Origin of the sequence: Streptomyces sp. NPDC048211 (assembly GCF_043202315.1) — a bacterium.
GTDB lineage: Bacteria > Actinomycetota > Actinomycetes > Streptomycetales > Streptomycetaceae > Streptomyces.
Genome location: NZ_JBIDAD010000009.1, coordinates 173,221 through 195,554, shown reverse-complemented (window position 1 = coordinate 195,554; position 22,334 = coordinate 173,221). Strand labels below are relative to the sequence as shown.

The 22,334-nt window shown below is 71.6% G+C and carries 21 protein-coding genes; 6 read left to right on the top strand and 15 right to left on the bottom strand.

Annotation, left to right across the window (positions count from 1 at the left end; translation table 11 throughout):
- Positions 1-22 precede the first annotated feature (22 nt).
- From ACGFZA_RS29570 to ACGFZA_RS29535, 8 genes are all read right to left on the bottom strand, one after another.
- Positions 23-1,558, bottom strand: a complete 1,536-nt coding sequence (locus tag ACGFZA_RS29570) for an endo-1,4-beta-xylanase (protein WP_393683089.1) — start codon at positions 1,556-1,558, stop codon at positions 23-25.
- Between the two features lie 737 nt (positions 1,559-2,295).
- A complete protein-coding gene (locus ACGFZA_RS29565) occupies positions 2,296-2,658 on the bottom strand; it encodes a cupredoxin domain-containing protein (RefSeq protein ID WP_393683087.1) in 363 nt (120 codons plus the stop codon).
- Between the two features lie 216 nt (positions 2,659-2,874).
- Positions 2,875-3,402: a hypothetical protein gene (locus ACGFZA_RS29560; RefSeq protein ID WP_393683085.1), complete on the bottom strand. Its 528-nt coding sequence runs from the start codon at positions 3,400-3,402 to the stop codon at positions 2,875-2,877.
- A gap of 150 nt (positions 3,403-3,552) precedes the next feature.
- Positions 3,553-3,711, bottom strand: coding sequence for a hypothetical protein (locus ACGFZA_RS29555; protein ID WP_148015273.1), 159 nt, complete (start codon positions 3,709-3,711; stop codon positions 3,553-3,555).
- A gap of 66 nt (positions 3,712-3,777) precedes the next feature.
- Complete coding sequence (locus ACGFZA_RS29550; RefSeq protein ID WP_385277144.1) at positions 3,778-4,728, bottom strand: cytochrome c oxidase assembly protein; 951 nt, start codon at positions 4,726-4,728, stop codon at positions 3,778-3,780.
- A 117-nt stretch (positions 4,729-4,845) separates the two neighbouring features.
- Positions 4,846-5,871: a 6-phosphofructokinase gene (locus ACGFZA_RS29545; RefSeq protein WP_385277146.1), complete on the bottom strand. Its 1,026-nt coding sequence runs from the start codon at positions 5,869-5,871 to the stop codon at positions 4,846-4,848.
- Positions 5,872-6,014: 143 nt separating this feature from the next.
- Positions 6,015-6,743 carry a glutamine amidotransferase gene (locus ACGFZA_RS29540; protein ID WP_326734772.1) on the bottom strand — a complete coding sequence of 243 codons (729 nt, stop codon included), beginning with the start codon at positions 6,741-6,743 and terminating at the stop codon, positions 6,015-6,017.
- A gap of 34 nt (positions 6,744-6,777) precedes the next feature.
- Positions 6,778-8,016 (bottom strand): MurT ligase domain-containing protein, encoded by a 1,239-nt coding sequence (locus ACGFZA_RS29535; RefSeq protein ID WP_148015277.1) that lies wholly within the window; start codon positions 8,014-8,016, stop codon positions 6,778-6,780.
- Positions 8,017-8,747: 731 nt separating this feature from the next.
- On the opposite strand from ACGFZA_RS29535, the gene def reads away from it, so the two are divergent.
- Positions 8,748-9,293, top strand: a complete 546-nt coding sequence (gene def, locus ACGFZA_RS29530; protein ID WP_385277148.1) for a peptide deformylase — start codon at positions 8,748-8,750, stop codon at positions 9,291-9,293.
- 9 nt (positions 9,294-9,302) lie between these two features.
- On the opposite strand, the gene ACGFZA_RS29525 is transcribed toward def, so the two are convergent.
- Positions 9,303-9,953 (bottom strand): TetR family transcriptional regulator, encoded by a 651-nt coding sequence (locus ACGFZA_RS29525; RefSeq protein WP_393683080.1) that lies wholly within the window; start codon positions 9,951-9,953, stop codon positions 9,303-9,305.
- Positions 9,954-10,121: 168 nt separating this feature from the next.
- Between ACGFZA_RS29525 and ACGFZA_RS29520 the strand changes: the two genes are divergently transcribed.
- A complete protein-coding gene (locus tag ACGFZA_RS29520) occupies positions 10,122-11,351 on the top strand; it encodes an acyl-CoA dehydrogenase family protein (protein ID WP_393683078.1) in 1,230 nt (409 codons plus the stop codon).
- A 95-nt stretch (positions 11,352-11,446) separates the two neighbouring features.
- Here ACGFZA_RS29520 and ACGFZA_RS29515 read toward each other — a convergent pair whose 3' ends face one another.
- Together ACGFZA_RS29515 and ACGFZA_RS29510 are read right to left on the bottom strand one after the other, a co-directional pair.
- On the bottom strand, positions 11,447-11,935 hold the full coding sequence (locus tag ACGFZA_RS29515) for a glutathione peroxidase (RefSeq protein ID WP_326664856.1): 489 nt from the start codon (positions 11,933-11,935) through the stop codon (positions 11,447-11,449).
- Positions 11,936-11,970: 35 nt separating this feature from the next.
- A complete protein-coding gene (locus ACGFZA_RS29510; protein ID WP_393683076.1) occupies positions 11,971-12,975 on the bottom strand; it encodes an Lrp/AsnC family transcriptional regulator in 1,005 nt (334 codons plus the stop codon).
- A 150-nt stretch (positions 12,976-13,125) separates the two neighbouring features.
- On the opposite strand from ACGFZA_RS29510, the gene ACGFZA_RS29505 reads away from it, so the two are divergent.
- The 3 genes from ACGFZA_RS29505 (at position 13,126) to ACGFZA_RS29495 (ending at position 17,523) form a co-directional block, all read left to right on the top strand.
- Complete coding sequence (locus ACGFZA_RS29505; RefSeq protein ID WP_393683074.1) at positions 13,126-14,685, top strand: amidase; 1,560 nt, start codon at positions 13,126-13,128, stop codon at positions 14,683-14,685.
- 107 nt (positions 14,686-14,792) lie between these two features.
- Positions 14,793-16,223, top strand: coding sequence for an MFS transporter (locus ACGFZA_RS29500; protein ID WP_393683072.1), 1,431 nt, complete (start codon positions 14,793-14,795; stop codon positions 16,221-16,223).
- Positions 16,224-16,272: 49 nt separating this feature from the next.
- Positions 16,273-17,523, top strand: coding sequence for an amidohydrolase family protein (locus ACGFZA_RS29495; RefSeq protein WP_393683070.1), 1,251 nt, complete (start codon positions 16,273-16,275; stop codon positions 17,521-17,523).
- Here the strand turns inward: ACGFZA_RS29495 and ACGFZA_RS29490 are convergent.
- Both ACGFZA_RS29490 and ACGFZA_RS29485 read right to left on the bottom strand, forming a co-directional pair.
- On the bottom strand, positions 17,493-18,059 hold the full coding sequence (locus ACGFZA_RS29490) for a GNAT family N-acetyltransferase (protein ID WP_393683068.1): 567 nt from the start codon (positions 18,057-18,059) through the stop codon (positions 17,493-17,495). The genes ACGFZA_RS29495 and ACGFZA_RS29490 overlap by 31 nt on opposite strands.
- A 13-nt stretch (positions 18,060-18,072) precedes the next feature.
- Positions 18,073-18,654, bottom strand: a complete 582-nt coding sequence (locus ACGFZA_RS29485; protein ID WP_393683067.1) for a helix-turn-helix domain-containing protein — start codon at positions 18,652-18,654, stop codon at positions 18,073-18,075.
- A 173-nt stretch (positions 18,655-18,827) separates the two neighbouring features.
- Here ACGFZA_RS29485 and ACGFZA_RS29480 point away from each other — a divergent pair, with 173 nt between their 5' ends.
- On the top strand, positions 18,828-19,265 hold the full coding sequence (locus tag ACGFZA_RS29480) for a hypothetical protein (protein WP_385276420.1): 438 nt from the start codon (positions 18,828-18,830) through the stop codon (positions 19,263-19,265).
- 27 nt (positions 19,266-19,292) lie between these two features.
- Here ACGFZA_RS29480 and ACGFZA_RS29475 read toward each other — a convergent pair whose 3' ends face one another.
- A complete protein-coding gene (locus ACGFZA_RS29475; protein ID WP_393683065.1) occupies positions 19,293-20,633 on the bottom strand; it encodes a chloride channel protein in 1,341 nt (446 codons plus the stop codon).
- A gap of 147 nt (positions 20,634-20,780) precedes the next feature.
- Positions 20,781-22,217, bottom strand: coding sequence for a DUF2252 domain-containing protein (locus ACGFZA_RS29470; protein ID WP_393683063.1), 1,437 nt, complete (start codon positions 22,215-22,217; stop codon positions 20,781-20,783).
- Positions 22,218-22,334: the final 117 nt, after the last annotated feature.

The following is a 22,334-nucleotide window of genomic DNA, read 5'->3' as shown; positions in this document are numbered from 1 at the left end:
GCGGTGCCGGTGCGGCCGACGGTCAGGGCTCGATGCCCCAGACCAGCTCGCCGCCGGCGTAGACGGCGATCCTCGTGGCGTCCGCGTACACGGTGCCGGATCCGTGGCTGTAGTCGTCCGACTCGTCGAAGTTCGACCAGTCCGTCTTGCTGAGGCGCAGCTGGATCTCGCCGGTGGTGGCACCCGGGGCCAGACTGCCGCCGGTGAAGCCGACTTCGAGGTAGTGGTCGGCGCCGGCCTTCGGGGTGGTGGCGGCGACGACCCGGTGGGTTACGGTGGAGCAGCCGATCGGGGACCAGTCGCACCAAGTGCCGTATGTAGAGGCCCCGTTGTCGGAGCTGAACCAGTAACGGACCGTCACGTCCGAGAGGCTGGCCGCCGCGGTGCCGGTGTTCACGAGTTGGAGGCCGGGCTTGATCTGGTTGTCGCCCGCCGAGGAGTCGCTGCTGCGGTACTGCACCTTGAGTGCGCCGGGGTCGCCGCCCTCGCCGCCCCCGTCGTCGCCGCCGAGCGCGGTGCGTACGGCGGAGTACGCGGGCTTGGGCAGCAGGTTCTCGTCGTACAGATTGGCAGCACCCTGCCCCGGGAACGTGCTCGGAACCCAGGAGTACTTGTCCGTGTAGTCCCAGACGGTGATGCCGACGCAGCGCGCGACCGCCAGGCAGGCCTCGGTCGTCTGCCGGTAGTACGAGGACTGGGTCGCGGTCTTGGCCGCGTCGGCCGGCAGCTGCATCCGCACGTCGAGTTCGGTGACCGCCACGTCGAGTCCGAGATCGGCGAACCGCTGCATGTTCGCCTGCATCTGGTACGGGAAGCCGTACTGGACGGCCAGATGCGCCTGCATGCCGACGCCGTCGAGCGGCACACCCTCGTCGAGCAGTTCGCTCACCAGGGCGTACATGGCGTCGCTCTTCGCGCCGAGACCCTCGATGTTGTAATCGTTGATGTACAGCTTGGCGTCGGGGTCCGCGGCGTGTGCGGCGCGCAGGGCGGTGGCGATGTAGTCGCTGCCCATGGCGGTGTAGAAGGGACTCGTGCGGAAGGTCCCGTCCTCGTTGAACGGTTCGTTCACCACGTCCCACGCGGAGACCGCGCCACGGTAGTGCGTGGCTTCGGCGGTGACGTGGTTCGTCATGGCCGCCTCCACCTGCGCCGACGGCAGCGAGCCGACCCAGCCGGGCAGCTGGCTGTGCCAGACGAGGGTGTGGCCCCGCACGGTCTGGCCGTGCTGCTCCGCGAAGTCGGTGATCACATCGCCCTTGGCGAAGTTGAACTGGCCCTGTACCGGCTCGGTGGTGTCCCACTTCATGGAGTTGCCGGGGGTGATCTGCCCGAACTCGGAGCCCAGGACGGCCGCGTACGCCCCATCGGGCAGTTCGGGGTTGTCGGTGGCGGAACCGAAGTACTTGCCCTGGGCGGAGGCGAGTTCATGCAACGTGCCCTGCGTGGCCGCGGTCGCCGGTCCGCCCGTCAGGGTGGTGGCGAGGGCCAGGACTCCGACCAGGAGGGTCGGGAGCCCTCCGGTGCGGCTGTGTCGACAGCGCTTCACCAAGCTCATGACAAACGCCTTCCTCGGCCGGGCAGCGTGGAGCGTTGCGGGGAGCGCGGCTGCGCCCCGTAACGCCCTTTTCGCCACCCGGAATTGGGGGAGAGGGGAGGGGAGTGGAGTGTGCAAGTCTTGATTGTGGGAGCGCTCCCAAGGTGGCGTGGTGATGGGCACCTGTCAAGACTTAAATCACAACTGGCTTACGGGCGCGTTAACTCGGCCATACGTCGAACGGACGCCGGGGGCAGTGCGGTTGACGGTTCCGGGAGCCGCCTGTGGTGCTCGCCGGCCGGACGGTTCCCGCTGCCCCGTGAATGCGCTGCCGGGCGTGGGGGTGGAGGTGCGTGCGGGGCGGGCGAGGTGTGTTCGCGATCGCGTGCCCACGGCCGAGGAAGGCGCCGAGGAGGGTTCCGCGGCCGTGCACGTTGGGTGAGGTCGGGGACGGTCCCGCATCGGGGCGACGGTGCCCGGCGGGTCGGCGCCGCTGCCGCACGTCGCTGGCGCGCCGTCCGGCGAATCCGCTGGACAGTCGCGTGGAGGTGCGGCGGCCGGCGGGCCCGGGGAGGCGGCTGTGCCGGTCGCCCTCGCATTGCGCGAGTGGTTCAATCCCGTACCGATTCTGGCTCAGAGTGACGAACCGGCCGCGCCGAGGAGGTGCGGACGAGTCGACCGCGCGGCGTACGCGAAGGCGTATGCGAGCGGTCGCCCAGCCGCCGAAACCGGTCTCCCGGGCGCCGCGGAGAGCCGTCTCAGCGCACCGTGAGCGAGCCGTGCATCGTCGGATGGATGGTGCAGATGTACGGATACGAGCCCGGCCGGGCCGGAGCGGCGAAGGTGACCTTTTGCCCCGACTTCACCTGTCCCGTGTCGAAGGCCCCGGCGCCGGTGGCCGTCACGGTGTGCGTTGCCGCGTCCTTGTTGAACACGGTGACCTTCGCGCCCGGGGCGACGGTCAGGGCGGCCGGATGGAACGCGAAGTCCTTGATCGTGATCAGGGCGCCGCCTGCCGGCCGGGAGGCGGTCGGAGGCGTGGGGGAGGCGGAGGGCGAGGAGCCGCCACCGCCGCCGGAACAGCCGGCCAGGGCGGTGGCGCAGGCCACCGAGACCGCCACGGCTAGGGCGTGTTGTGAAAGTCCCGTCCGGCTCGCGACGCCCGGCACGGCACCTCGCCGCGTTGTCGGGATCGCCCGAGTACGTCCAGTACGCGGGCGACCCTCCGCCTTGCGATGCACCGCACCGGACGCCGCGAGCCCCGCCCTCCGGGCGGACGACGCTACTTTCAAAACACGCCCTGGGAGCGCCCTCATCGGAAGCAGTGCGGGCACGGCTCAGTACCCCCCGTTGTTCGAGGCAGAGGGGGAGGGTGCGGCCTTCGTGATCTTGTTCCCGGCGGCGTCGAGCACGTACCAGGCCGCACCGAATCCGTTCGATCCCTGTCCGTTGGTGTCGCCGGCGTTCGTGTCGCCCGCGTAGCGGTACAGCGGATGACCGTTGTAGGTGATCTCCTCGCGGCCGTCGTCGCGCGTCGTGGTGCCGAGCAGGGACGCCTTCACGCCCTTGCCGGCGACCGGCTTCCCGGTGACGGTCACGGGCGGCCAGGACTTCGCGCAGTCGCCGTCGCAGGTCGACCGGGAGGCGGTGTCCGCCTCCCAGAGGTAGAGCGTCCGCCCGTCGCCGTCCACCAGGATGGTGCCCAGAGGGCCCGACGCGGTCGCCACGGTCCCGGACGCCGCGCCGGTCGCGGACGGCGTGGCCGAAGCCGGGCCGCCGCTCCCGCCGTCGTCCGAACATCCGCCGAGTACGGCGGCCAGCAGGCTCACCGTCGCGGCCGCGGCCGCTCCTGCGCGGTACCCCATCACGAACTCCTCGGACCCGGCCGCCGTGCCGGCGGCATCGTGGCCCGAACAGTAGGCGCGCGGCCGTCCGGCCCCGGGCAGGCGCTCGGGGTGAACCGCGGGCCGGCACCGTCCGGGTGTACGGAGCCGGCCGTCCCTGGTCCGTTCGGCTCAGGTCTCGCGGGTGGCGACCATTCCCATCGTGATCAGCCCCAGCACCACCCAGCCGAACCAGAGCCAGCCGTTGCTCCCCAGCGCCACCGTGTACGCGGTGACTGCCACCAGGGCACCTACGGTGAGCACTCCCATTGCCTTCGTGGATCCGGACATGCGCGCACCCTCCTCATCGGCCGCGCGGCCGTGACTGCCATCGTCACCCCGAAGGCCCCTCCACCGCTACTGTCCGCGCGCCTGCAGCGAGGCGAGATAGGCGTTGTACGCCTGCAGCTCCTGGTCGCCGTCCCGGTCCGCGGCACGGTCCGTGCGCTTCGCCGTCCGCTGTTCCGAGCGGTACCACTGGAACACCAGGGCCACCAGGACCAGGACCGACGGGATCTCGCTGAACGCCCAGGCGATGCCGCCCGCCGCGTTCTGGTCGGACAGGGCGTCGATGCCGAGCGAGGCCGGGGGGTTCTCGTAGACCTTCACCATGGGCTGGCTCGCCATCATCAGCGCGATACCGAAGAAGGCGTGGAACGGCATCCCGGCGAACAGTTCCAGCATCCGCATCAGATAGCCCGGGCGGTGCGGCCCCGGGTCGATGCCCATGATCGGCCAGAAGAAGACCAGGCCGACCGCGAGGAAGTGCACCATCATCGCGAGGTGCCCGAGGGTCGAACCCATCAGGAAGTCGAAGAGCGGGGTGAAGTACAGGGCGTACAGGCTGGCGATGAAGAGCGGGATGGTGAACACGGGGTGCGTGATGATCTTCATGTAGCGGCTGTGCAGCACCATCAGGAGCAGCTCGCGGGGCCCCTTCCTGCCACGCGCCGCGACCGGCAGGGCACGCAGTGCGAGGGTCACGGGCGCACCCAGCAGCAGCAGGATCGGCGACAGCATGCTGATCACCATGTGCTGCACCATGTGCACGCTGAACATGACCATGCCGTAGTCGTTCAGCTTGGTGCACATCACCAGGGCGATGGTCAGGACCCCGACGACGAAGAAGGCGATCCTGCTGACCGGCCACGCGTCCCCGCGCCCGCGCAGCCGCAGCACGGCGTACCCGTACAGGACCACTGCGAGCACGCAGCCCGTCAGGAAATACGGGTCCGCGGAGAACTGGAGCCCGCGTCCCAGCGTGAACGGCGGCAGATCCATGTTCATGCCGTGCCCGCTGTGATCCATCTGTTCACTCCCGATGGGGACGCCGGGACGTCCCCGTTTCGTGCCGGTTGTCCCGACCAGAGTAGAACCGCCCCCGGCCGCGGATGCGGCCGGGGGCGGTTCTGGAAGGGGTGTGGCTCAGAGCACGCACTCCGCCTCGGAGTACCGCTCCGCCGGGACCGTCTTCAGGGTCTCCACGGCGTCGGCCAGGGGCACCATCGTGATGTCCGTGCCGCGCAGGGCCGTCATCATGCCGAACTCCCCGCGATGCGCCGCCTCCACCGCGTGCCAGCCGAAGCGGGTCGCCAGGACGCGGTCGTACGCGGTCGGCGTGCCGCCGCGCTGTACGTGGCCGAGGATCACCGGGCGCGCCTCCTTGCCCAGGCGCTGCTCCAGCTCGATGGAGAGCTGCGTCGCCACACCGGCGAAGCGCTCGTGACCGTAGACGTCCTTGACGCCCGACTCGAACTCCATGGAGCCCGCACGCGGCTTCGCGCCCTCGGCGACCACGACGATCGCGAACTTCTTGCCGGCCGAGAAGCGCCGGCCGACCAGCTCGGTCAGCTCGTCGATGTCGAAGGGACGCTCCGGAACGACGATGGCGTGTGCGCCGGCCGCCATCCCCGAGTGCAGGGCGATCCAGCCCGTGTGACGGCCCATGACCTCGACGATCATGACGCGCTGGTGGGACTCGGCGGTGGTCTTCAGCCGGTCGAGGGCCTCGGTGGCCACACCCACCGCGGTGTCGAAACCGAAGGTCACGTCGGTGGAGGCGATGTCGTTGTCGATCGTCTTCGGTACGCCGACGATCGGCAGACCCGCCTCGGACAGCAGGTTGGCCGCCTTCAGCGTGCCCTCGCCGCCGATCGGGATGATCGCGTCGAGGCCGAGGTCCGCGACATGGCCCCTGGCCGTCTCCACACCGCCGCGCAGATGCGCGGGCTGGACCCGGGAGGAACCGAGGATCGTGCCGCCGCGGGCGAGGATGCCGCCGACCGCGTCGAGGTCGAGCTTGCGGTAGTCGCACTCGAGGAGGCCCCGCCACCCGTCGTGGAAGCCGATGACCTCGTCGCCGTGGTCGACCACAGCGCGGTGGACGACGGAACGGATGACCGCATTGAGGCCGGGGCAGTCGCCGCCGGAGGTGAGCACACCAATTCGCATTGCCCGGGGAACCTTTGCAACGTGGGCCGACGACCGGACCACGTCGTCCGGTTGGATCCCCGCCACCCTACCGGCGCAGGGTGGCGGGACCGAACCGGGCGTCCGCCTGCTGGACTCCGCTCAGCTGAGCGAATTACGCCTCATCAGGCGGGCTGTGTCGCCGCGGCGATCCGCTCGGCGCGCAGCGCCTCGTACCAGCGGTCGTCGGTGGGCGGCAGCGCGTTCACATCGAGGGCCAGCTTCAGCAGCAGGTCCGCGATCAGCGGGTTGCGGGCCATCACGGGCCCGTGCATGTACGTACCGAAGACGGTGTCGTTGTACGCGCCCTCGGTGCCGTCCCCCGTGCCGTTGCCCCGGCCGAACCGGACCCGGGCGAACGGGCGTGCCGTCGGCCCGAGATGGGTGATGCCCTGGTGGTTCTCGAAACCGGTCAGCGGCGGCAGTCCGAGGTGCGGGTCGATGTCCCCGAGCACGTCGCCGACGCAACGGGCCCCCTCACCGCGGGTGGAGACCACGTCGAGCAGTCCGAGACCCTGCTCGCGCTCACCGAGGTCGTTGACGAACTCGTGGCCGAGGATCTGGTACCCGGCGCAGACCGAGAAGATGATCGCGCCGTTCGACGCGGCCCGGCTGAGGCCGCCGTCGCGGCGCAGCCTCTCCGCCGCGAGCCGCTGCGGCCGGTCCTCGCCGCCGCCGATCAGATAGATGTCCCCGGACGTGGGGACCGGCTGGTCGCTGCGCACGTCGACGCGTGACACGTCGAGGCCGCGCTGACGGGCCCGGCGCTCCACCACGAGGGCGTTGCCCTGGTCGCCGTAGGTGCTCAGCAGGTCCGGGTAGACCCACACCAGCCGCAGGCTGTTGTTGCTCATGCTTCGTCCTCTCCGGAGGGGCCCGGGGCCGGGGTCAGTTGCCGACACGACGGCGCAGATCCTGGAAGGCGGTGTAGTTGGCGATGACCTCGATGCGTCCGGGCGGTGCCTGCTGGACGGCCTCGTCGAGGTTCTCGCAGACCCGGAAGTCGAGACCGGCGACTTCGAGGCGGACCGCGAGGTCCAGCTTCCGGTCGCCGAGCACGAAGATCGGGTGGCCCGCGAGCTGGGTGTAGTCCACGTCCCACAGCCACGAGGTGTCCGTGCCGTCCGCGCCGCGGGCGTTGACGGACAGGATCACCGGAGTGGGCGGCGGATCGATCAGGGAGAACGTCTCCAGCCAGCCCGCCGGGTTCTTCGCCAGCAGGAGCCGCAGCTCACGGCCGAGGAAGGTGACCACGTCGTAGCGGCCCGCGACGGCTTGCACCTGGTACATCCGCTCCAGGGCGACCTGCGGCGGCACCCCGAAGACGGCGGCCACGGCGGCCGAGCTGGTCGCGTTGGCCTTGTTGGCGCGTCCGGGCAGCTGGAGGTGGATCGGCCACGCCGAACCGTGCGGGTCGAGCACGTAGTCACCGTGCAGGACCCAGCTGGGCGGCGGGCGGCGGAAGCCGCACTCGCCGCAGAACCAGTCGTCGCCGGGGCGCTGCATCACACCACCGCAGGACGGGCAGGACCAGGCGTCGTCCTTCCACGCCTGGCCGGCCGCGACCCACACCACGTTGGGGGAGGAGGAGGCTGCCCAGACGATCAGCGGGTCGTCGGCGTTGGCGACGATCACGGCCTTCGAGCCCGACAGGCCCTCCCGCCACTTCTCGGCGAGCATCCGGGTCTCCGCGGCGCGGTCCAGCTGGTCGCGGGAGAGGTTGAGGAGTGCGATCACCTTGGGCGTCGTGTCGCGGGCGACTCCCGCGAGGTACTTCTCGTCGACCTCGATCACGCCGTACTGCGCATCCGAGCCGCCGGCCAGGGCCGAGGTGATGCCCGCGGGCATGTTGGCGCCGAGCGCGTTCGACACGACCGGGCCGGCGGCCCGCAGTGCCTCGGCGATCAGCCGGGTCGTGGTCGTCTTGCCGTTCGTCGCCGACACGAGGATCACGTCCAGGTGCTGCGCCAGCCGCCCGAGCAGGTCGGGGTCGAGCTTGAGCGCCACCCGGCCGCCGATCACCGATCCGCTGCCCCGCCCGGCCGCCCGTGACACCGCCGCAGCGGCCTTGCCCGCCGTCACGGCCAGCTTGGCCCGCGGCGACAACGGCTCCGTGTTGCCTGCCATCGTCCTAGATCCTCCTTGCATCGGTCCGCGCCCAGCCTATCGATGTCCGGTGCGGTGGAGGCACGGCGGCACCGTCCGGGGTGTGGAGTTCCCGTGGAACGGAAAACGCGCGAAATAACACCACTTCATTGATCTGGCAAACATACAGGTCAGGAGGGGTCTGCATCAGGCTGATGCGGCAGCGTCACGTGACTTCACGCGGAGATCCGGTCGGCCTCGATGTCCCGCATCCCGTTGAAGGGGTGCCGCATAGGCCGCGCCGCTGCCCGGGGGCCGCCCGGTCGCCCGTGGCGCGGACGCTGCCGGCGTGAGCTCGCTGCTCCGGGCGCAGCATTGTCCAGTCCGGTTTCCGCCATGTCGGAAGCGGGCCACCGGACACGGCTGCCGGGGCGGGCGCGCCCGTTGAAGCCGCCCGGGATCCACGACGCGGGAGGCGGTTCCTGCCGGCCGCCACCGCGCCGACCAGGGCGCTCACCGGGCGGCGGGGGGTCCGACGACCGCTGCGACGGACCCCGCCACGGCCGTTCCGGCGGGCGAGCGGCCCCGTGGGTCCGTCGTACGACGTCGCCCCGGCCACCCGGCGAGGGCGAGGACGTCGACGACGGCCACGGCACGCAGGCCGCTTCCCTGATGCGCCGGCAGCGGTGTCGCCTCCACCGGCACGGAGACGGACCGGCGCACCCGACCGGCGGCCGGTACCGGGGGGTTGTGCGGACCGTACGATGACCGTCATGCGAAACCGCCCCATCCCCGGCAGCTCCGGCCTCGTCCGGACCATGAGCCTGCTCGGTGACCCGGTGCTCCACGCTCCGTGCGAGCCGGTCACGGACTTCGGGCCCACGCTCGCCCGGTTGGTCGAGGACATGTTCGCCACGATGTACGCGGCGCAGGGTGTCGGCCTGGCCGCCAACCAGGTCGGTGTGCCGCTTCGGGTGTTCGTCTTCGACTGCCCGGACGACGAGGACGTCCGCCATCTCGGACATGTGGTCAACCCCACGCTCGTCGAGGCGGACGGCGTCACGGTGCGCGGGCCTGAGGGCTGCCTCTCCCTGCCGGGGATCGAGGCCGGCACGCCTCGCTACGACCACGCCGTGGTCGAGGGGCTGACGGCCGGGGGCGAGCCGGTGCGGATCAGCGGGACGGGCTTCTTCGCCCGTTGCCTCCAGCACGAGTGCGACCACCTCGACGGTGCCGTGTACACGGACCGGCTCACCGGGCTGCGCCGGTCGCGCGCGCTGCGTGCGGCCCGCCGGGCGCCCTGGGGGCGCACCGGCTGACCGGCCGGGTCAGAACCCGGTACCGCCGGGCCGGTCGCCGACCTCGGCCAGCCTGCCCCAGAGCAGATCGGCCAGACTCCGCACCAACTGCTCACGCGAGCAGGGGCGTTCGCTCAGCCACCAGTCGCCGGCCGCTTGCGTCATGCCGATGATGCCGTGGCCCCAGATCCGCGCCGTCTGCGCACTGTCCGGGCCGAGATCCACCCGTTCCGCGATGACCGTGGCCAGCTCCTCGCCGAGGCGGCGCAGCAGCGGGGCCGAGTGCCGCCCCACGTCGAAGCCCTGCTCGGACGAGGGCGCCGCGTCGTCGGACGGGTGCATCAGGAAGCGGTAGACCTGGGGACGCGCCTCGATCGCCGCGAGATACGTGTCGAGCGTCGCCTCGATGCGCTGACGGCGGTCGGCGGGGGCGTCGAGCGCGGCCCGCAGGGCGCTCAGCAGTGCGTCGGTGTGCCGCTTGGCCAGGGCGCGGTAGAGGCCGCCCTTGTCGCCGAAGTGCCGGTAGAGGATGGGCTTGGTGATGCCGGCCTCTGCCGCGATGGCGTTCATCGAGGCACCGGGGCCGTCCCTGAGCACCACGCGGTCGGCGGCCTCGAGCAGCTCGCGGCGGCGGCGTTCGGCCGCGGTCCGCTGTCGCTCGGCCTGTCGTGTGGTCTCCATGTCGCTTCTCCCACCCCTGGCCAGCATGTCCGTCCTGCCTGCGCAACGTAACACCCTGCCCAGCGGTGTGTGGATCGCCGTCCGGGCGGTTGACACAGGCTACTTGTCGGTAACAGACTGTTGTTACCGCAAGTAACCAGGTTTTGACGGCAGTACGTGGAGGGGAACATGGCCGAGTTCACGCTCGAGCTCAACGACGACCAGAAGCAGGTCCGTGACTGGCTTCACGGCTTCGCCGCGGACGTGATCCGTCCGGCTGCTTCGGAGTGGGACGAGCGTGAGGAAACGCCCTGGCCCGTCATCCAGGAGGCCGCCAAGGTCGGAATCTACTCCCTGGACTTCTACGCGCAGCAGTTCTTCGACCCGACGGGCCTCGGTATCCCGATGGCGATGGAGGAACTGTTCTGGGGTGACGCGGGCATCGCCCTGTCGATCGTCGGCACGGGTCTCGCGGCCGTCGGCGTCCTCGCCAACGGCACCGAGGAGCAGATCGGCACCTGGATCCCCCAGATGTACGGGGACGCGAACGACGTGAAGGTCGCCGCCTTCTGTTCCTCCGAGCCCGACGCCGGTTCCGACGTCGCCTCGATGCGCACCCGCGCGGTGTACGACCAGGCCAAGGACGAGTGGGTGCTCAACGGCACCAAGACCTGGGCGACCAACGGCGGCATCGCCAACGTCCACGTCGTGGTCGCGGTCGTCGACGCGGAGCTCGGCTCCAAGGGGCACGCCTCCTTCATCGTGCCGCCGGACACCGCGGGCCTCTCCCAGGGGCAGAAGTTCAAGAAGCACGGCATCCGTGCCTCGCACACCGCCGAGGTCGTCCTGGAGGACGTGCGCGTCCCGGGCCACTGTCTGCTCGGTGGCAAGGAGAAGCTCGACCAGCGCCTCGCCCGGGCCCGCGAGCGCGCCGCCTCCGGTGGCGGCGAGCGGGTGAAGAACGCCGCGATGGCCACGTTCGAGGCGTCCCGTCCGGCCGTCGGCGCGATGGCCGTCGGCACCGCCCGTGCCGCGTACGAGGTCGCCCTCGACTACGCGAAGACCCGGACCCAGTTCGGCCGCCCGATCATCGACAACCAGGGCATCGCCTTCCAGCTCGCAGACATGCGCACCCAGATCGACGCGGCGCGCCTGCTGGTCTGGCGTGCCTCGTGGATGGCGACCGCCGGCAAGCCGTTCGAGTCGGCCGAGGGATCGATGTCCAAGCTGTACGCGAGCGAGACCGCCAAGAAGGTCACCGCGCAGGCGATCCAGATCCTCGGCGGCAACGGCTTCACCCGCGAGTACCCGGTGGAGCGGATGCACCGGGACGCCGCGATCTACACGATCTTCGAGGGGACGAGCGAGATCCAGCGCCTGGTGATCGCCCGCACGCTGTCCGGGATGCCCATCCGCTGACGCCCCGCGGCCTCCGGCGCACCGGCCCCCGCCCCTGTCGCACCGACAGGGACGGGGGCCGCGGCGGTTCCGGCGGGTACGGTCCCCGCCGACGCTCAGGCGGGGAGCTGCGCCTCGATGGCCGCGACGACCTCCGGGGCCTCCGGCTCCGTGCGGGGGCGGATCCGCGCGACCGGCTCGCCCGCGGGGGAGATGAGGAACTTCTCGAAGTTCCACTGGATGTCCCCGGCCTCGCCGTCCGCGTCCGCGAGCTGGGTGAGTTCCGCGTAGAGCGGGTGCCGGCCGGCGCCGTTGACGTCGGTCTTCGCCAGCAGCGGGAAGCTCACGCCGTACGTCGTCGAGCAGAACGTCCGGATCTCCTCCGAGCTGCCCGGCTCCTGGCCGCCGAACTGGTTGCACGGCACGCCGAGCACGGTGAAGCCGCGGTCCCCGTACTCCTTCTGGAGGCGTTCGAGGCCGGCGTACTGCGGGGTCAGGCCGCACTTGGAGGCGACGTTCACCAGCAGGACCGCCTGGCCGCTGTAGGCACCCAGCGTGGTCGGCTCGCCGGTGAGGGTGTGGAGCGGGATGTCGTGCAGCGTCATGGGTGTCTCCTCGTCGGTGTCTTCTGCACCCATTCTTACGCCCACAGGTTCATCGGTACGAAGCCGATCGCCCGGCCGTCCGGATCCAGCAGCCGGCCCATCAGCTTCACCGCGCGCAGGGCGACTGCCCGGTCGGCGATCCGCAGGTGGGGCAGAGCGGCGGCGAGGCGCACCTCCAGGGCCTGGGCGTCCACCAGGGACGAGACCCAGACGGTGGCGACGATATTCTGCGGACCGGCCAGCCCCAGGCACTGTCTGATTTCCGGAAGCCTGGCCAACTCCCGTGCCGTGGAGTCCAGATGCTCGGCCGCCACGGTGCCGAAGAAGGTCACCGCGACCGGCGAGCCGGACAGCGAGCGGGCCAGGTCGCAGCGGAGCACCAGCCGGCCCGATTCCAGCAGCCGGTTGAGCCGGCGGCTCGCCGTGTTCACCGAGATCCCGAGCGCGTCGGCGAGCTCGCTGAGGGACATGCGCCCGTTCTCGCCCATCGCCGTGACGAGTTCGGCGTACTCGGGCAGATGCTGCGCGTCGCCGAGTGCCGACCGGCGTGACGCGGCCAGTACCTCCTGCTGGGAGCGGCTCAGGCTCGTCAGCCGCCACACACTGCCCTCGGTGTAACTGCGGGTGACCAGATGCGCCCGGGTCGCCACGATGCCGGGAATGGTGCCGAGCCGGTCCACGATGTAGCCGGAGAGCGCGCCGAAGCCGGTGGCCATCGCCGTGATCAGCAGGTCGCGGCCGCCCGCGGCGTGCTCCACGGTCACCGCGTGCGGATCCGCCGACAGGAGCTCCGCGACCGCCCCCGCCTGCCCCGGCGCGCAGTCGATCTCGATCAGCGCACCGGCACCGGAACCGCCGTACGGATACGCCGTCACCCAGGCATGGCCCGCCGCCCGCAGTCGTTCCCAGCGCCGGGCCACGGTCGCCGCATCGACGTCCAGGGCCTTCGCCAGGTCGGTCCAGGCAGCGCGCGGGTTGATCTGCAGGGCGTTGACCAGGGCCAGGTCCAGCTCGCTCAGGGAGGGAAGATTTTCGGTCATCGCGGGCCCCTACCGAGAGGTGGAGTGGGAAAAAGCTGCATTCGATCAAGTTTCATGACAGAGATAAGCAATTTCTGGAGGCTTCTTGATCGGAGATTAGCATCGCCGTACTTCATCAGAACCAGCCATATCCCACTCCGGAGGTGCAGCGTGCAGCAGCCTTTCGCCACCCTCGCGGACGCCGCGTCGGCCCTGCGGTCGGGCGCCGTCGGCAGTGCGGAACTCGTCGCCGCCGCGCTCGCCGACGCCGAGGTGCTCGATCCGCTGCTCGGCGTCTACGTGACCCGGTTCCCGGAACAGGCCCTGGCCGCCGCCCGCGCCGCGGATGCTCTCCCGGCCGGTGAACGCGGCGCGCTGCACGGGCTGCCCCTCGCGGTGAAGGACAACCTCGCCACCGTCGAGGGTCCGGCCACCGCGCAGAGCCCCACCCATGACCCGCACTGGTGGCGCGGGCTCGACGCGCCGGCCGTCGCCAGGCTGCGCGGTGCCGGGGCCGTCGTCCTCGGCAAGACCACGATGGCCGAGTACGCCATGGGCCGTCCCGACCCCGCCCATGCCTTCCCCGTGCCCCGCAATCCCTGGGATCCCGAGCGCTGGACCGGCGGATCGAGTACCGGGAACGGCGCGGGCATCGCCTCCGGGCTCTTTCTCGGCGCCCTCGGCAGTGACACCTCCGGCAGCGTCCGGCTGCCTGCCGCGCTCTGCGGTACCACCGGCCTCAAGACCACCTTCGGACTGCTGCCCGTCGACGGCTGCGTCCCGCTCAGTCCCTCGCAGGACGTCCTCGGACCGATGGCCGTCACCGCGCGTGACTGCGGACTACTCCTCGACGCCCTGACCGGCCGGCCGCGGCCCGCCCCGACGGCCGACGGCGTGCGCGGGCTGCGCATCGGTGTCCCGTACGGACTGATCGATGCGCCGGGTGTCACCGGGGCGTGCCGTGCCGCCTTCCAGGAGGCGCTGCGCGTATTCGATGAACTCGGCGCTGAGATACGCGAGTTCGAGCTCCCGGAGTTCGGTGGCCTGCTCGCGGTCAACGCCGTCACCATGCTCGCCGAGGCCTTCGCCGCGCACGGCGAGCGGCTCGCCGCCCAATGGGACAGGCACGGCCGGAGCTTTCGCCGGCTGGCCGCCGCGGGCGGACTCCTTCCGGCCCACCTCTACCTCCGCGCACAGCACACCCGCGAACGGCTCACAGCCCAGCTGCTGGCGCGGATGGACGGCCCCGACGGCGTCGACCTCATCGCCACCCCGACCTGGCCCGCTCCCGCGCGACCGTATGCGCAGGAAGCCTCACCCGGCGAGGAGCTCAACCTCACCGCCGTCTGGAACCCCACCGGCTTCCCGGCCCTCGCGCTGCCCATGGGCGCCGACCCGGCCGGACTGCCGCTCTCCCTCCAGCTGGCCGGCCGCGCCCGCAGCGAGCACACCCTGATCGCCGCGGGCGAGGCCTACCAGTCCGTCACCACCTGGCATCTGCGCCGGGCCGCGCCCGACCCCCGGCACCGGCCCGCCCCGCTCCAGGACCCGGACGGCGCCGGGCCGACCGACCAGCCCCCTGCGCCGCCCGCACCCGCCCCCGCCGTCGGTCCCGTCGACACCGGGGCGGTGCTGGCCGCCATCGGCATCACCCCTGGACCGGCCGATCTGGCCGTCGTACGGGCCGTGGCCCGCTCACTCCTCGACGCCGGCCGCCGGCCCGCCGCCTGACCCGGCCGGGCGGGGACGTACCCCTCCCGACGCCGGCCCGCATTCCCCCTCTGCCCCGCCACCATCCGCCGCGCTCTCACGCGCGGCCGTGCCCAAGTGGAGAACCCATGTCGCGTATCCAGCCCTCCGCGGGCCCCGGCGCGCCCGGCCTCGGCGCCACCCGCGTCGCCGCGGTCGTCGGATTCCTGGTCTTCGTCGAGCTGACCAGCGGCATCATCCAGGGGATGATGCCGACCCTGCTGCCCGAGCTCGGCACCGTACTGGACGTCGGCGCGGGCGACCTCAACTGGGTCAACGCGGCACAACTCCTCGCCGCCGCGGTCTCCGTGCCGCTGTTCGGCCGCCTCGGGGACATGTACGGCCACCGGCGGCTGCTGCGCGTCGCCGTCCTCTGTCTCGCCGTCGGGTCCGTCCTCGTCGCCTGGGCACCCTCCTTCGAGGTACTGCTCGTCGGCAGGGTGCTCCAGGGGCCCCTCGCCGCGCTCCTGCCCCTGGAGATCGGGCTCGTCCGCGACCGGCTGGACGCCGCGGGGGCCCGCAGCGCCATCGCCGTGCTCGTCGGCGCGCTGACCTTCGGCGCCAGCGCCGGCATGGTGATCTCCGGACTGCTCCGTGAGGTCATCTCCTCCGTGCACGGTGTCCTCTGGATCCCCGCCGCCGCCACCGTCCTGTGCGCCGGAGTCGTCTTCTTCCTGGTGCCCGAATCCAGGACCCGGGCCGAGGGGCGGGTCGACTGGGCCGGCGCCGGACTCCTCAGCGCCGGGCTCGCCACGCTGCTGCTCGGCATCTCCCAGGGACCCAAGTGGGGCTGGACCGACGCGGCCACCCTCGCCCTGTTCGCCGTCGCCGCGATCACCCTCGCCGCCTGGGTCCTGGTCGAACTCCGCGTCGCCGAGCCGATCGTCGACATCCGCCTCACCGTCCAGCGCACCCTGCTCCCCGTCTACGCGGCGAGCTTCCTGCTCGGCACCGCCCTCTTCGGCGCCCAGACCGCCCTGGTCCTCTTCGTGTCCTCACCCGGCGACAAGCTCGGCTACGGATTCGGCTACGACGCCCTCGGCATCGCCTGGCTGATGCTGCCGTCGGGTGTCATGGCGTTCGTCGCCTCCCTGTTCGCCTCCCGCCTCTTCAAGCTCATCGGCGGACGGGGCACCCTCGGGTTCAGCGGCTCCCTCATGGCGGCCGGCTATCTGGTCCTGATCGCCGCCCACGACGAACCCTGGCAGTTCGTCGTCGTCAACATCGTCGTCGGCACGGGCGTCGGTCTCGCCCTCAGCGCGATGCCCGTCCTGATCGTCGACTCCAGCCCGCACGAACGCACCGCCATCGCCACGGGCATCTACAACACCGCCAAGACCGTGGGCGGTTCCGTCGCGGGAGCGGTCTTCGCGGCCATCCTCACCGCCGTGACCTTCAAGGGCACCGGGATCCCGACGATCGACGCCTACACCACCGTGTGGTGGTGCTGCGCCGGGGTCTCGGTACTCGTCGCCGTCGCCGCGGCGGTCGTGGCCCGTCCCGCCGCCTCCGCCAACTGAACCACCGTCCCGCCCCCTCGCACCCCCTCTCCAGGGAAGGAACCGCGCCATGCCCGCCGCCCCCACCACATCCGTACTCCTGCACAACGGCCTCCTCATCGACGGCACCGGGAGTGAACCGGTCGTCGACGGGGCGGTCCTCATCGAGGACGGTCTCATCCGCTGGGCGGGCCGCACCGCGGACCGTCCCGCCACCACGGCAGCGACCCGGCGCGTCGACGTGCGCGGAGACGCGATACTCCCGGGCTTCATCGACTGCCACGTCCATATGGCCGCTCCGGGAACGGCACTGAGCCACGCCGAGATCGCGTCCATGCCGCACAGCCTGCTCACCTTCCTGGCCGCGCCCCGCATGAAGCAGACCCTCGAAGCGGGCGTCACCACCGCGCGGGACCTCGGCGGTGCGGACGCCGGACACCGGCGGGCCGTCGAATCCGGCCTGCTCGTCGGCCCGCGGCTCCAGGTCGCGGTCGCCATGCTCAGCCCGACCGGCGGGCACGGCGACTTCCGGCCCGGCAACGACGACCGCCCCCTCAACAACCCCATGGGACGGCTGGCCGACGGCACCGCGGAATGCCGCAAGGCCGTCCGCGGCGTGCTGCGCCAGGGCGCCGACTGCGTCAAGATCGCCGCGACCGGAGGGGTGTGGAGCCCGACGGACCAGCCCGACGACGACGGATTCCTGGAGGACGAGATCCGTACGATCACGGAGATCGCCGCCGGGCACCGGGGCAAGAAGGTCGCCGCCCACGCCCAGGGCCGGGGCGGGATCCTCAACGCCGTGCGGGGCGGCGTCGCCAGCGTCGAGCACGGCTACGAGATCGACGACGAGGCCATCGACCTGATGCTGGAGCGGGGCACCTTCCTCGTACCGACGCTCACCACCGCCCACACCGACCCGGACCCGGGGAAGGCGGCACCCTGGGCGTACGCGAAGAAGAAGCACTGGCAGCACGTGGCCCGCCGGCACATCCCGCGCGCCGTGGAGCGAGGGGTGCGGATCGCCATGGGCACCGACTGCGGCATCGCCGAGCACGGCACCAACCTGCGCGAGCTCGGGCACCTTGTGGGGTGCGGCATGACCCCGATGGGAGCACTGCTCGCCGGTACGGCCGAGGCGGCCGAACTCCTGGGACTCGCTGCCGAGATCGGCACCCTGGAGCCCGGCAAGCGCGCCGACGTCGTGATCGCGCGCGGCAATCCGCTCGACGACATCCGGACGCTCGGCGACCCTGCGAACATCCTGCTGGTGATGAAGGACGGCGTCGCCTACAAGGACGTCGAGGGGCTCGCCGACTGAGCGGCCGCCGAAACGTCCCGGCCGACCGCCTTGTAGTAGAAGGTGGTCGGCTTCAGGACGCCGGACGGGTCAGTGGCGTAGTCCGGAACGGAGCCGCACTCCGTCCACCCGGCGGAGCGGTACAGCCGCTCCGCCGGGCTCGCGCTCTCGGTGTCCAGGATCAGCAGCGTGACGCCGGCCCGGGCAGCCGAGCGCTCGACGGCCTCCAGCAACGCCCTGCCGAGCCCCCGGCCGCGCGCCGACGGACGGACGATCAGCTTGGCGACCTCCGCGCGGTGACGGGCATTGGGCAGCGGGGCCCGGACCAGACCGATGGTCCCCGCGATCCGCTCCCCGTCCCGGGCGATCCAGACCTGGTGGTGCCCCGCGTCCACGGAGGCGGCGCGCTCCCGCCACCAGCACGCGGCGGCATGCCGGTCGAGCGGCGCCAGGAACCCGACGGATGCTCCTTCGCCGACCGTCTCCACCAGGAGGGCGGCCAGCTCATCGGCGTACGTGACCAGTTCGGGTCCGGTCACCGGGACGATCTCGGTCATGCGGCAGGTCCTTTCACGGTGCGACGATCATCAGTGCGTAGCGGACCCGTTCCGGGCCCGGACAGTGGAAGCGCGAAGGGCCGCGCAGCCGGAACCGCAGGCAGTCGCCCGGCTCGACGGTGTGCACGGTGGCGTCGACGGTGATCTCGACCGTCCCCTCCAGGACCCAGATGTGCTGCTCCAGGCCGGGGACGGGCGGATTCTCGTACGCGATCACGGCGCCCGCGTCGAGGACGCCCTCGATGACCTCCGCGCGCAGACCGGCATGCGGAGGTGAGACGGACCTGCGCACGAACCCCGACTCCTCGTCCCGCCAGACCGTCTGGCGGGAGGCGGGCACCAGCTGCGGCGGCTGGGCCTCCACCTCCAGCAGCAGCCGGGACATGGTCCGCTCGTGCACGGTGCACAGCCGGCCGAGCTGGGCAGCCGTCGGACTCAGCTCACCTCGTTCGAGCCGGGAGAGCGTCGAGCGGCTCAAGCCGCTGCGCCGGGCCAGCTCGTCCAGCGACCAGCCGCGCTCGACGCGCAGTTCACCGAGCCGCGCCGCGAGTCCGGCCTCGACGGACGCGGCTTCGCCTTCACTCGCTTCTCTCACATCGGAGAGAATATCTCAATTCCGGGATGCCGGGCGGTGTGGGGTCACCGGGCGCGCGGAGGCGCCCCGTTCGTGCTGCCGGTGAGGTGTCGTCGTGTCACGCTTGGACGGGGGGGTTGCCCGGTCGGGTACAGCGGCCCTGCCGGGTGGTTCCGCTACCCGAGGAGGCCGACATGGCCAGTACCAGCAACGAGCCACGAGCCGCGCGCGACACCGCCCCGAGCTCCCACCACCCGTTCCGGACGGGGTGGAGCGCTTTCGCCGGAGTGCTGATGATCTTCGGCGGGGCCATGGCGATCCTGCAAGGGGTGTCCGCCATCGCCAAGGACGACGTCTTCGTCGCCACACGCAACTACGTGTTCCAGTTCAACCTGACCGGCTGGGGCTGGATCCACCTCATTCTCGGCATCGTCATCGTGCTCGCCGGCTGTGCCGTGTTCACCGGGGCCGCGTGGGCGCGTGTCGTGGGTATCGTCCTGGCCGGACTGGGCGCGCTCGCCAACTTCCTGTGGCTGCCGCACTATCCGCTGTGGTCCATCGTGCTCATCGCCATCGACGTCTTCATCATCTGGGCGCTCTGCGCGGGACCGCAGAAGCAGGAAGGGGTCTGACGGGGCAGCCGGATCTGCTGGGGCCGTTCACGCGGGGGGCGGCTCGTTCGTGAGCCCGGCCGGCGGGGGAGTGATCCGCAGGGTGACGACGTAGGAGACGACCACCGAGACGATCACGAGCGGCATCACGGTGAGTCCCTCCGCGCCCAGGAGCAGGGTCGCCAGCAGTACGGCCGTCATCGGGAGTCTCAGGATGGCCACGCACATCGCCCCGATGCCCATGGCGAATCCGGACGTCGGGTTCAGCCCGGGGAGGTGGGCGAGCGCGAGGCCGCCGGCCCCGCCGACGAACATCGACGGGAAGATCGGACCGCCCCGGAACGCGCTGAGGGAGGCGCAGTAGGCCAGCGACTTGCAGACGACGAGTACCACCAGGGTGGCCGCAGAGTACTGCGCGCTGCCGGAGATCAGGGGGTCGAGGTCGTGCTGGCCGGAGTACAGGATCTGGGACGCGGACTTCCCGGTGCCCTCGGCGTACACCAGGGCGAGCACCCCCACGACGAGGCCCATCACCGCGGTGGCCACCACCGTCCGCCGCTCCACCCTCTCCTGGAGGAACAGCGCCAGTCGTCGGATTCCCGCGCCGACGAGTGCGGCTGCCAGCCCGAGGGCGACGGCCCAGCCGAACTCGGCGACGGTGGGGCCCTCGGCGTGCGGCACGTGGTGGAGCTTCAGCGAGTACGTCCCCAGGCCCGTCCATGAGCCGAGGCCCGTGAAGATCAGCGCGCCGATCCCGGCCGCCAGCAGTCCGGGAACCAGCGCCACCCCGAGCATCAGTCCGGCCAGCCCCGAGGCTTCCATCAGCAGGAACGCGCCGATCAGCGGCGAGCCCAGCAGCGCGCTGATAGCGGCGAAGCTGCCCGCGGCCCCGATCACGGCGACCGCTCCCGGATCGATGTCCGGCTTGATCAGCCGCACCGCCCACACGGCCAGGCCCCCGCCGAGCGCGATGAGTGGCGCCTCCGGTCCGAGCACCGCACCGAGCCCGAGGCTGGCGAGCGCCGCGAGAGCGATGCCGGGCAACTGCGCGGCCGAGGGCGAGCCGGTGCTCACCAGGCCCTCGGCCGGCTTGTGCCCGCCGCCTCCCGGGAGGTACCGGACGGCGAGCCCCGTCAGCAGCCCCGCCACGACCAGGAGCGGTACCGGCCACCACGAGGGCGTGGCGGCGAATCCCAGGGCGTCGGGCAGATCGTGGTACGTCAGCGACTGGAGTTCGGAGACCAGGGCGAGGAAGCCGAAGGCCGTCGCCGAGATCGGGACCCCGAGGATCGCCACCATGAGGAGCACGACCGTGTAGCCGCGGGTGCGGATCAGGGCGAGGGGCTCCGGCGGTTGGGCGGCGGGCGCTCCGGCTGGCTTGGCCGTCATGCTCGTTGTCTCCTCGGCATCGGGAATCCCTGGGTGAAGCCCTGTCCTCAAGGCGTCCCCAAGGTGATACCACGATATGGTGACTTGGCTGATATGTCCGCACTGTGCGGGTGCGGCGCGCAGGGAGCCGGAGGGAGGCCCGCGGGGTCAGGCTCCCGCACCGGCCGGTTCGGCCGAGGGCAGCCGGCCGGACCCTACCGCGTCGACCAGCGCCTGGTGGTCGCGCTCGTTGCGGTCGGCGTACGACTCCGCGAACTGCTGGAGTGCCCGGTCGAACACCTCGCCCCGGCCCAGGTACGCCGCGATCGCGATCCGGTCCCCGGACCGGGCGTGGGCACGGGCCAGAGTCGCCCCGCAGACCTCTCCGAAGACACCGAGCCCGCGCGGGACCATCAACTCGGGCTGGACGATGCCCTTCCAGTCGCGCAGCTGGCGGATGTAGAAGTCCCGGGGCCGCCCGTCGATCCCGTCCACCCGCTCCCAGCCCAGGAAGATGTCGCTCGCCGCCTGCATCAGCCGCTGTCCCGCGACCACCCGGCTGCCCTGGTTGCGGTACCGGCTCGCGCCCGCGTACGGGGCGAGCACCGAGGTGTCGGCCTCCTTGGCCTGCAGGAAGAGCGGGTCCCCGCTGTCCCGCCCGAGCAGCAGGATGATCCAGCACCTGGTACCGACGCTGCCGACACCGACCACCTTGCGGGCCACGTCGACGAGCCGGAAGCCGGACAGCAGCCTGCGCCGGTCGGACGCCAGACTCTGGCCGTATCCGTCGATCAGCCGGCGGAACTGCTCCTCGAACGCATGGCGCTCGATGTCCGGCAGCAGATCGGCGACCGGGACGAGCAGGGGCGGGTCCGCGGCGATCCGGCGCCGCCCGTCGACCACCTCGGTGAGCTTGTCGAACGCCTGCAGACTGTCCCGTCCACGGGCCTTGGCCATGGCGCGGTCCACCTGCTTGCGGCCGCGCTTCCTCAACTGCTCCGTGGCCACGCTGCGCAGCCGGTCGGCGTCCGTCCGCGCGTACCAGACGTCGAGATGGCGCATGCCGGCGAACCGGATCATCCACTCGCGGTACGACCTGACCGCGGCCAGCACGACGGCGGCGCGCTCCCGGTCGCTGAAGCCGTTCGCCCGGCCCGCGATGACGAGGCTGGCCGCCAGCCGTTTGACATCCCACTCCCAGGGCCCCGGCAGCGTCTCGTCGAAGTCGTTGATGTCGAAGAGCAGCTGCCGCTCCGGTGAGGCCAGCAGCCGGAAGTTCAGCAGGTGCGCGTCCCCGCACAGTTGGGCCCTGATCCCGGACGCGGGAGTGGCGGCCAGATCGGCGGCCATGATCGCGGCCGCCCCGCGGTAGAAGCGGAACGGGGACTCCGTCATGCGCGCGTAGCGGATCGGGACGAGCTCCGGCACCCTGGCCGCCGACTGCGCCCGAAGGATGTCCAGCGGGTCCGGCCGGCCGGCCGGTGGCTCGAACACGGCATGGCTCGACCGGGGCACCGCACGCCGGGCCGCCTTGCCGCGTGCCGCCCGCTCGTCGGGTGTCGGGAACGCGCTGCCGTACCGTACCGGGCTGATGGCCTGCGGCATCGGGGACCCTCCTCACCGCCGTGCGGCACCGGGGACGGGCGCCCGGCTCCCTTCGATCATCACCCGGCGGCAGGCTTCCGGCACCAGCAGGCGGCCGGGCGGGGACGCCGGGCCCGG

Coding starts and splice junctions, on each gene's coding strand:
- ACGFZA_RS29500 (WP_393683072.1), top strand. CDS start 14,793: ATGTCGCGTATCCAGCCCTCCGCGGGCCCCGGCGCGCCCGGCCTCGGC.
- ACGFZA_RS29480 (WP_385276420.1), top strand. CDS start 18,828: ATGGCCAGTACCAGCAACGAGCCACGAGCCGCGCGCGACACCGCCCCG.
- ACGFZA_RS29560 (WP_393683085.1), bottom strand. CDS start 3,402: ATGGGGTACCGCGCAGGAGCGGCCGCGGCCGCGACGGTGAGCCTGCTG.
- ACGFZA_RS29515 (WP_326664856.1), bottom strand. CDS start 11,935: ATGACGCTGCACGACATCCCGCTCCACACCCTCACCGGCGAGCCGACC.
- ACGFZA_RS29555 (WP_148015273.1), bottom strand. CDS start 3,711: ATGTCCGGATCCACGAAGGCAATGGGAGTGCTCACCGTAGGTGCCCTG.
- ACGFZA_RS29470 (WP_393683063.1), bottom strand. CDS start 22,217: ATGCCGCAGGCCATCAGCCCGGTACGGTACGGCAGCGCGTTCCCGACA.
- ACGFZA_RS29475 (WP_393683065.1), bottom strand. CDS start 20,633: ATGACGGCCAAGCCAGCCGGAGCGCCCGCCGCCCAACCGCCGGAGCCC.
- ACGFZA_RS29510 (WP_393683076.1), bottom strand. CDS start 12,975: ATGACCGAAAATCTTCCCTCCCTGAGCGAGCTGGACCTGGCCCTGGTC.
- ACGFZA_RS29525 (WP_393683080.1), bottom strand. CDS start 9,953: ATGGAGACCACACGACAGGCCGAGCGACAGCGGACCGCGGCCGAACGC.
- ACGFZA_RS29540 (WP_326734772.1), bottom strand. CDS start 6,743: ATGAGCAACAACAGCCTGCGGCTGGTGTGGGTCTACCCGGACCTGCTG.
- ACGFZA_RS29570 (WP_393683089.1), bottom strand. CDS start 1,558: ATGAGCTTGGTGAAGCGCTGTCGACACAGCCGCACCGGAGGGCTCCCG.
- def (WP_385277148.1), top strand. CDS start 8,748: ATGCGAAACCGCCCCATCCCCGGCAGCTCCGGCCTCGTCCGGACCATG.
- ACGFZA_RS29545 (WP_385277146.1), bottom strand. CDS start 5,871: ATGCGAATTGGTGTGCTCACCTCCGGCGGCGACTGCCCCGGCCTCAAT.
- ACGFZA_RS29495 (WP_393683070.1), top strand. CDS start 16,273: ATGCCCGCCGCCCCCACCACATCCGTACTCCTGCACAACGGCCTCCTC.
- ACGFZA_RS29520 (WP_393683078.1), top strand. CDS start 10,122: ATGGCCGAGTTCACGCTCGAGCTCAACGACGACCAGAAGCAGGTCCGT.
- ACGFZA_RS29535 (WP_148015277.1), bottom strand. CDS start 8,016: ATGGCAGGCAACACGGAGCCGTTGTCGCCGCGGGCCAAGCTGGCCGTG.
- ACGFZA_RS29490 (WP_393683068.1), bottom strand. CDS start 18,059: ATGACCGAGATCGTCCCGGTGACCGGACCCGAACTGGTCACGTACGCC.
- ACGFZA_RS29550 (WP_385277144.1), bottom strand. CDS start 4,728: ATGGATCACAGCGGGCACGGCATGAACATGGATCTGCCGCCGTTCACG.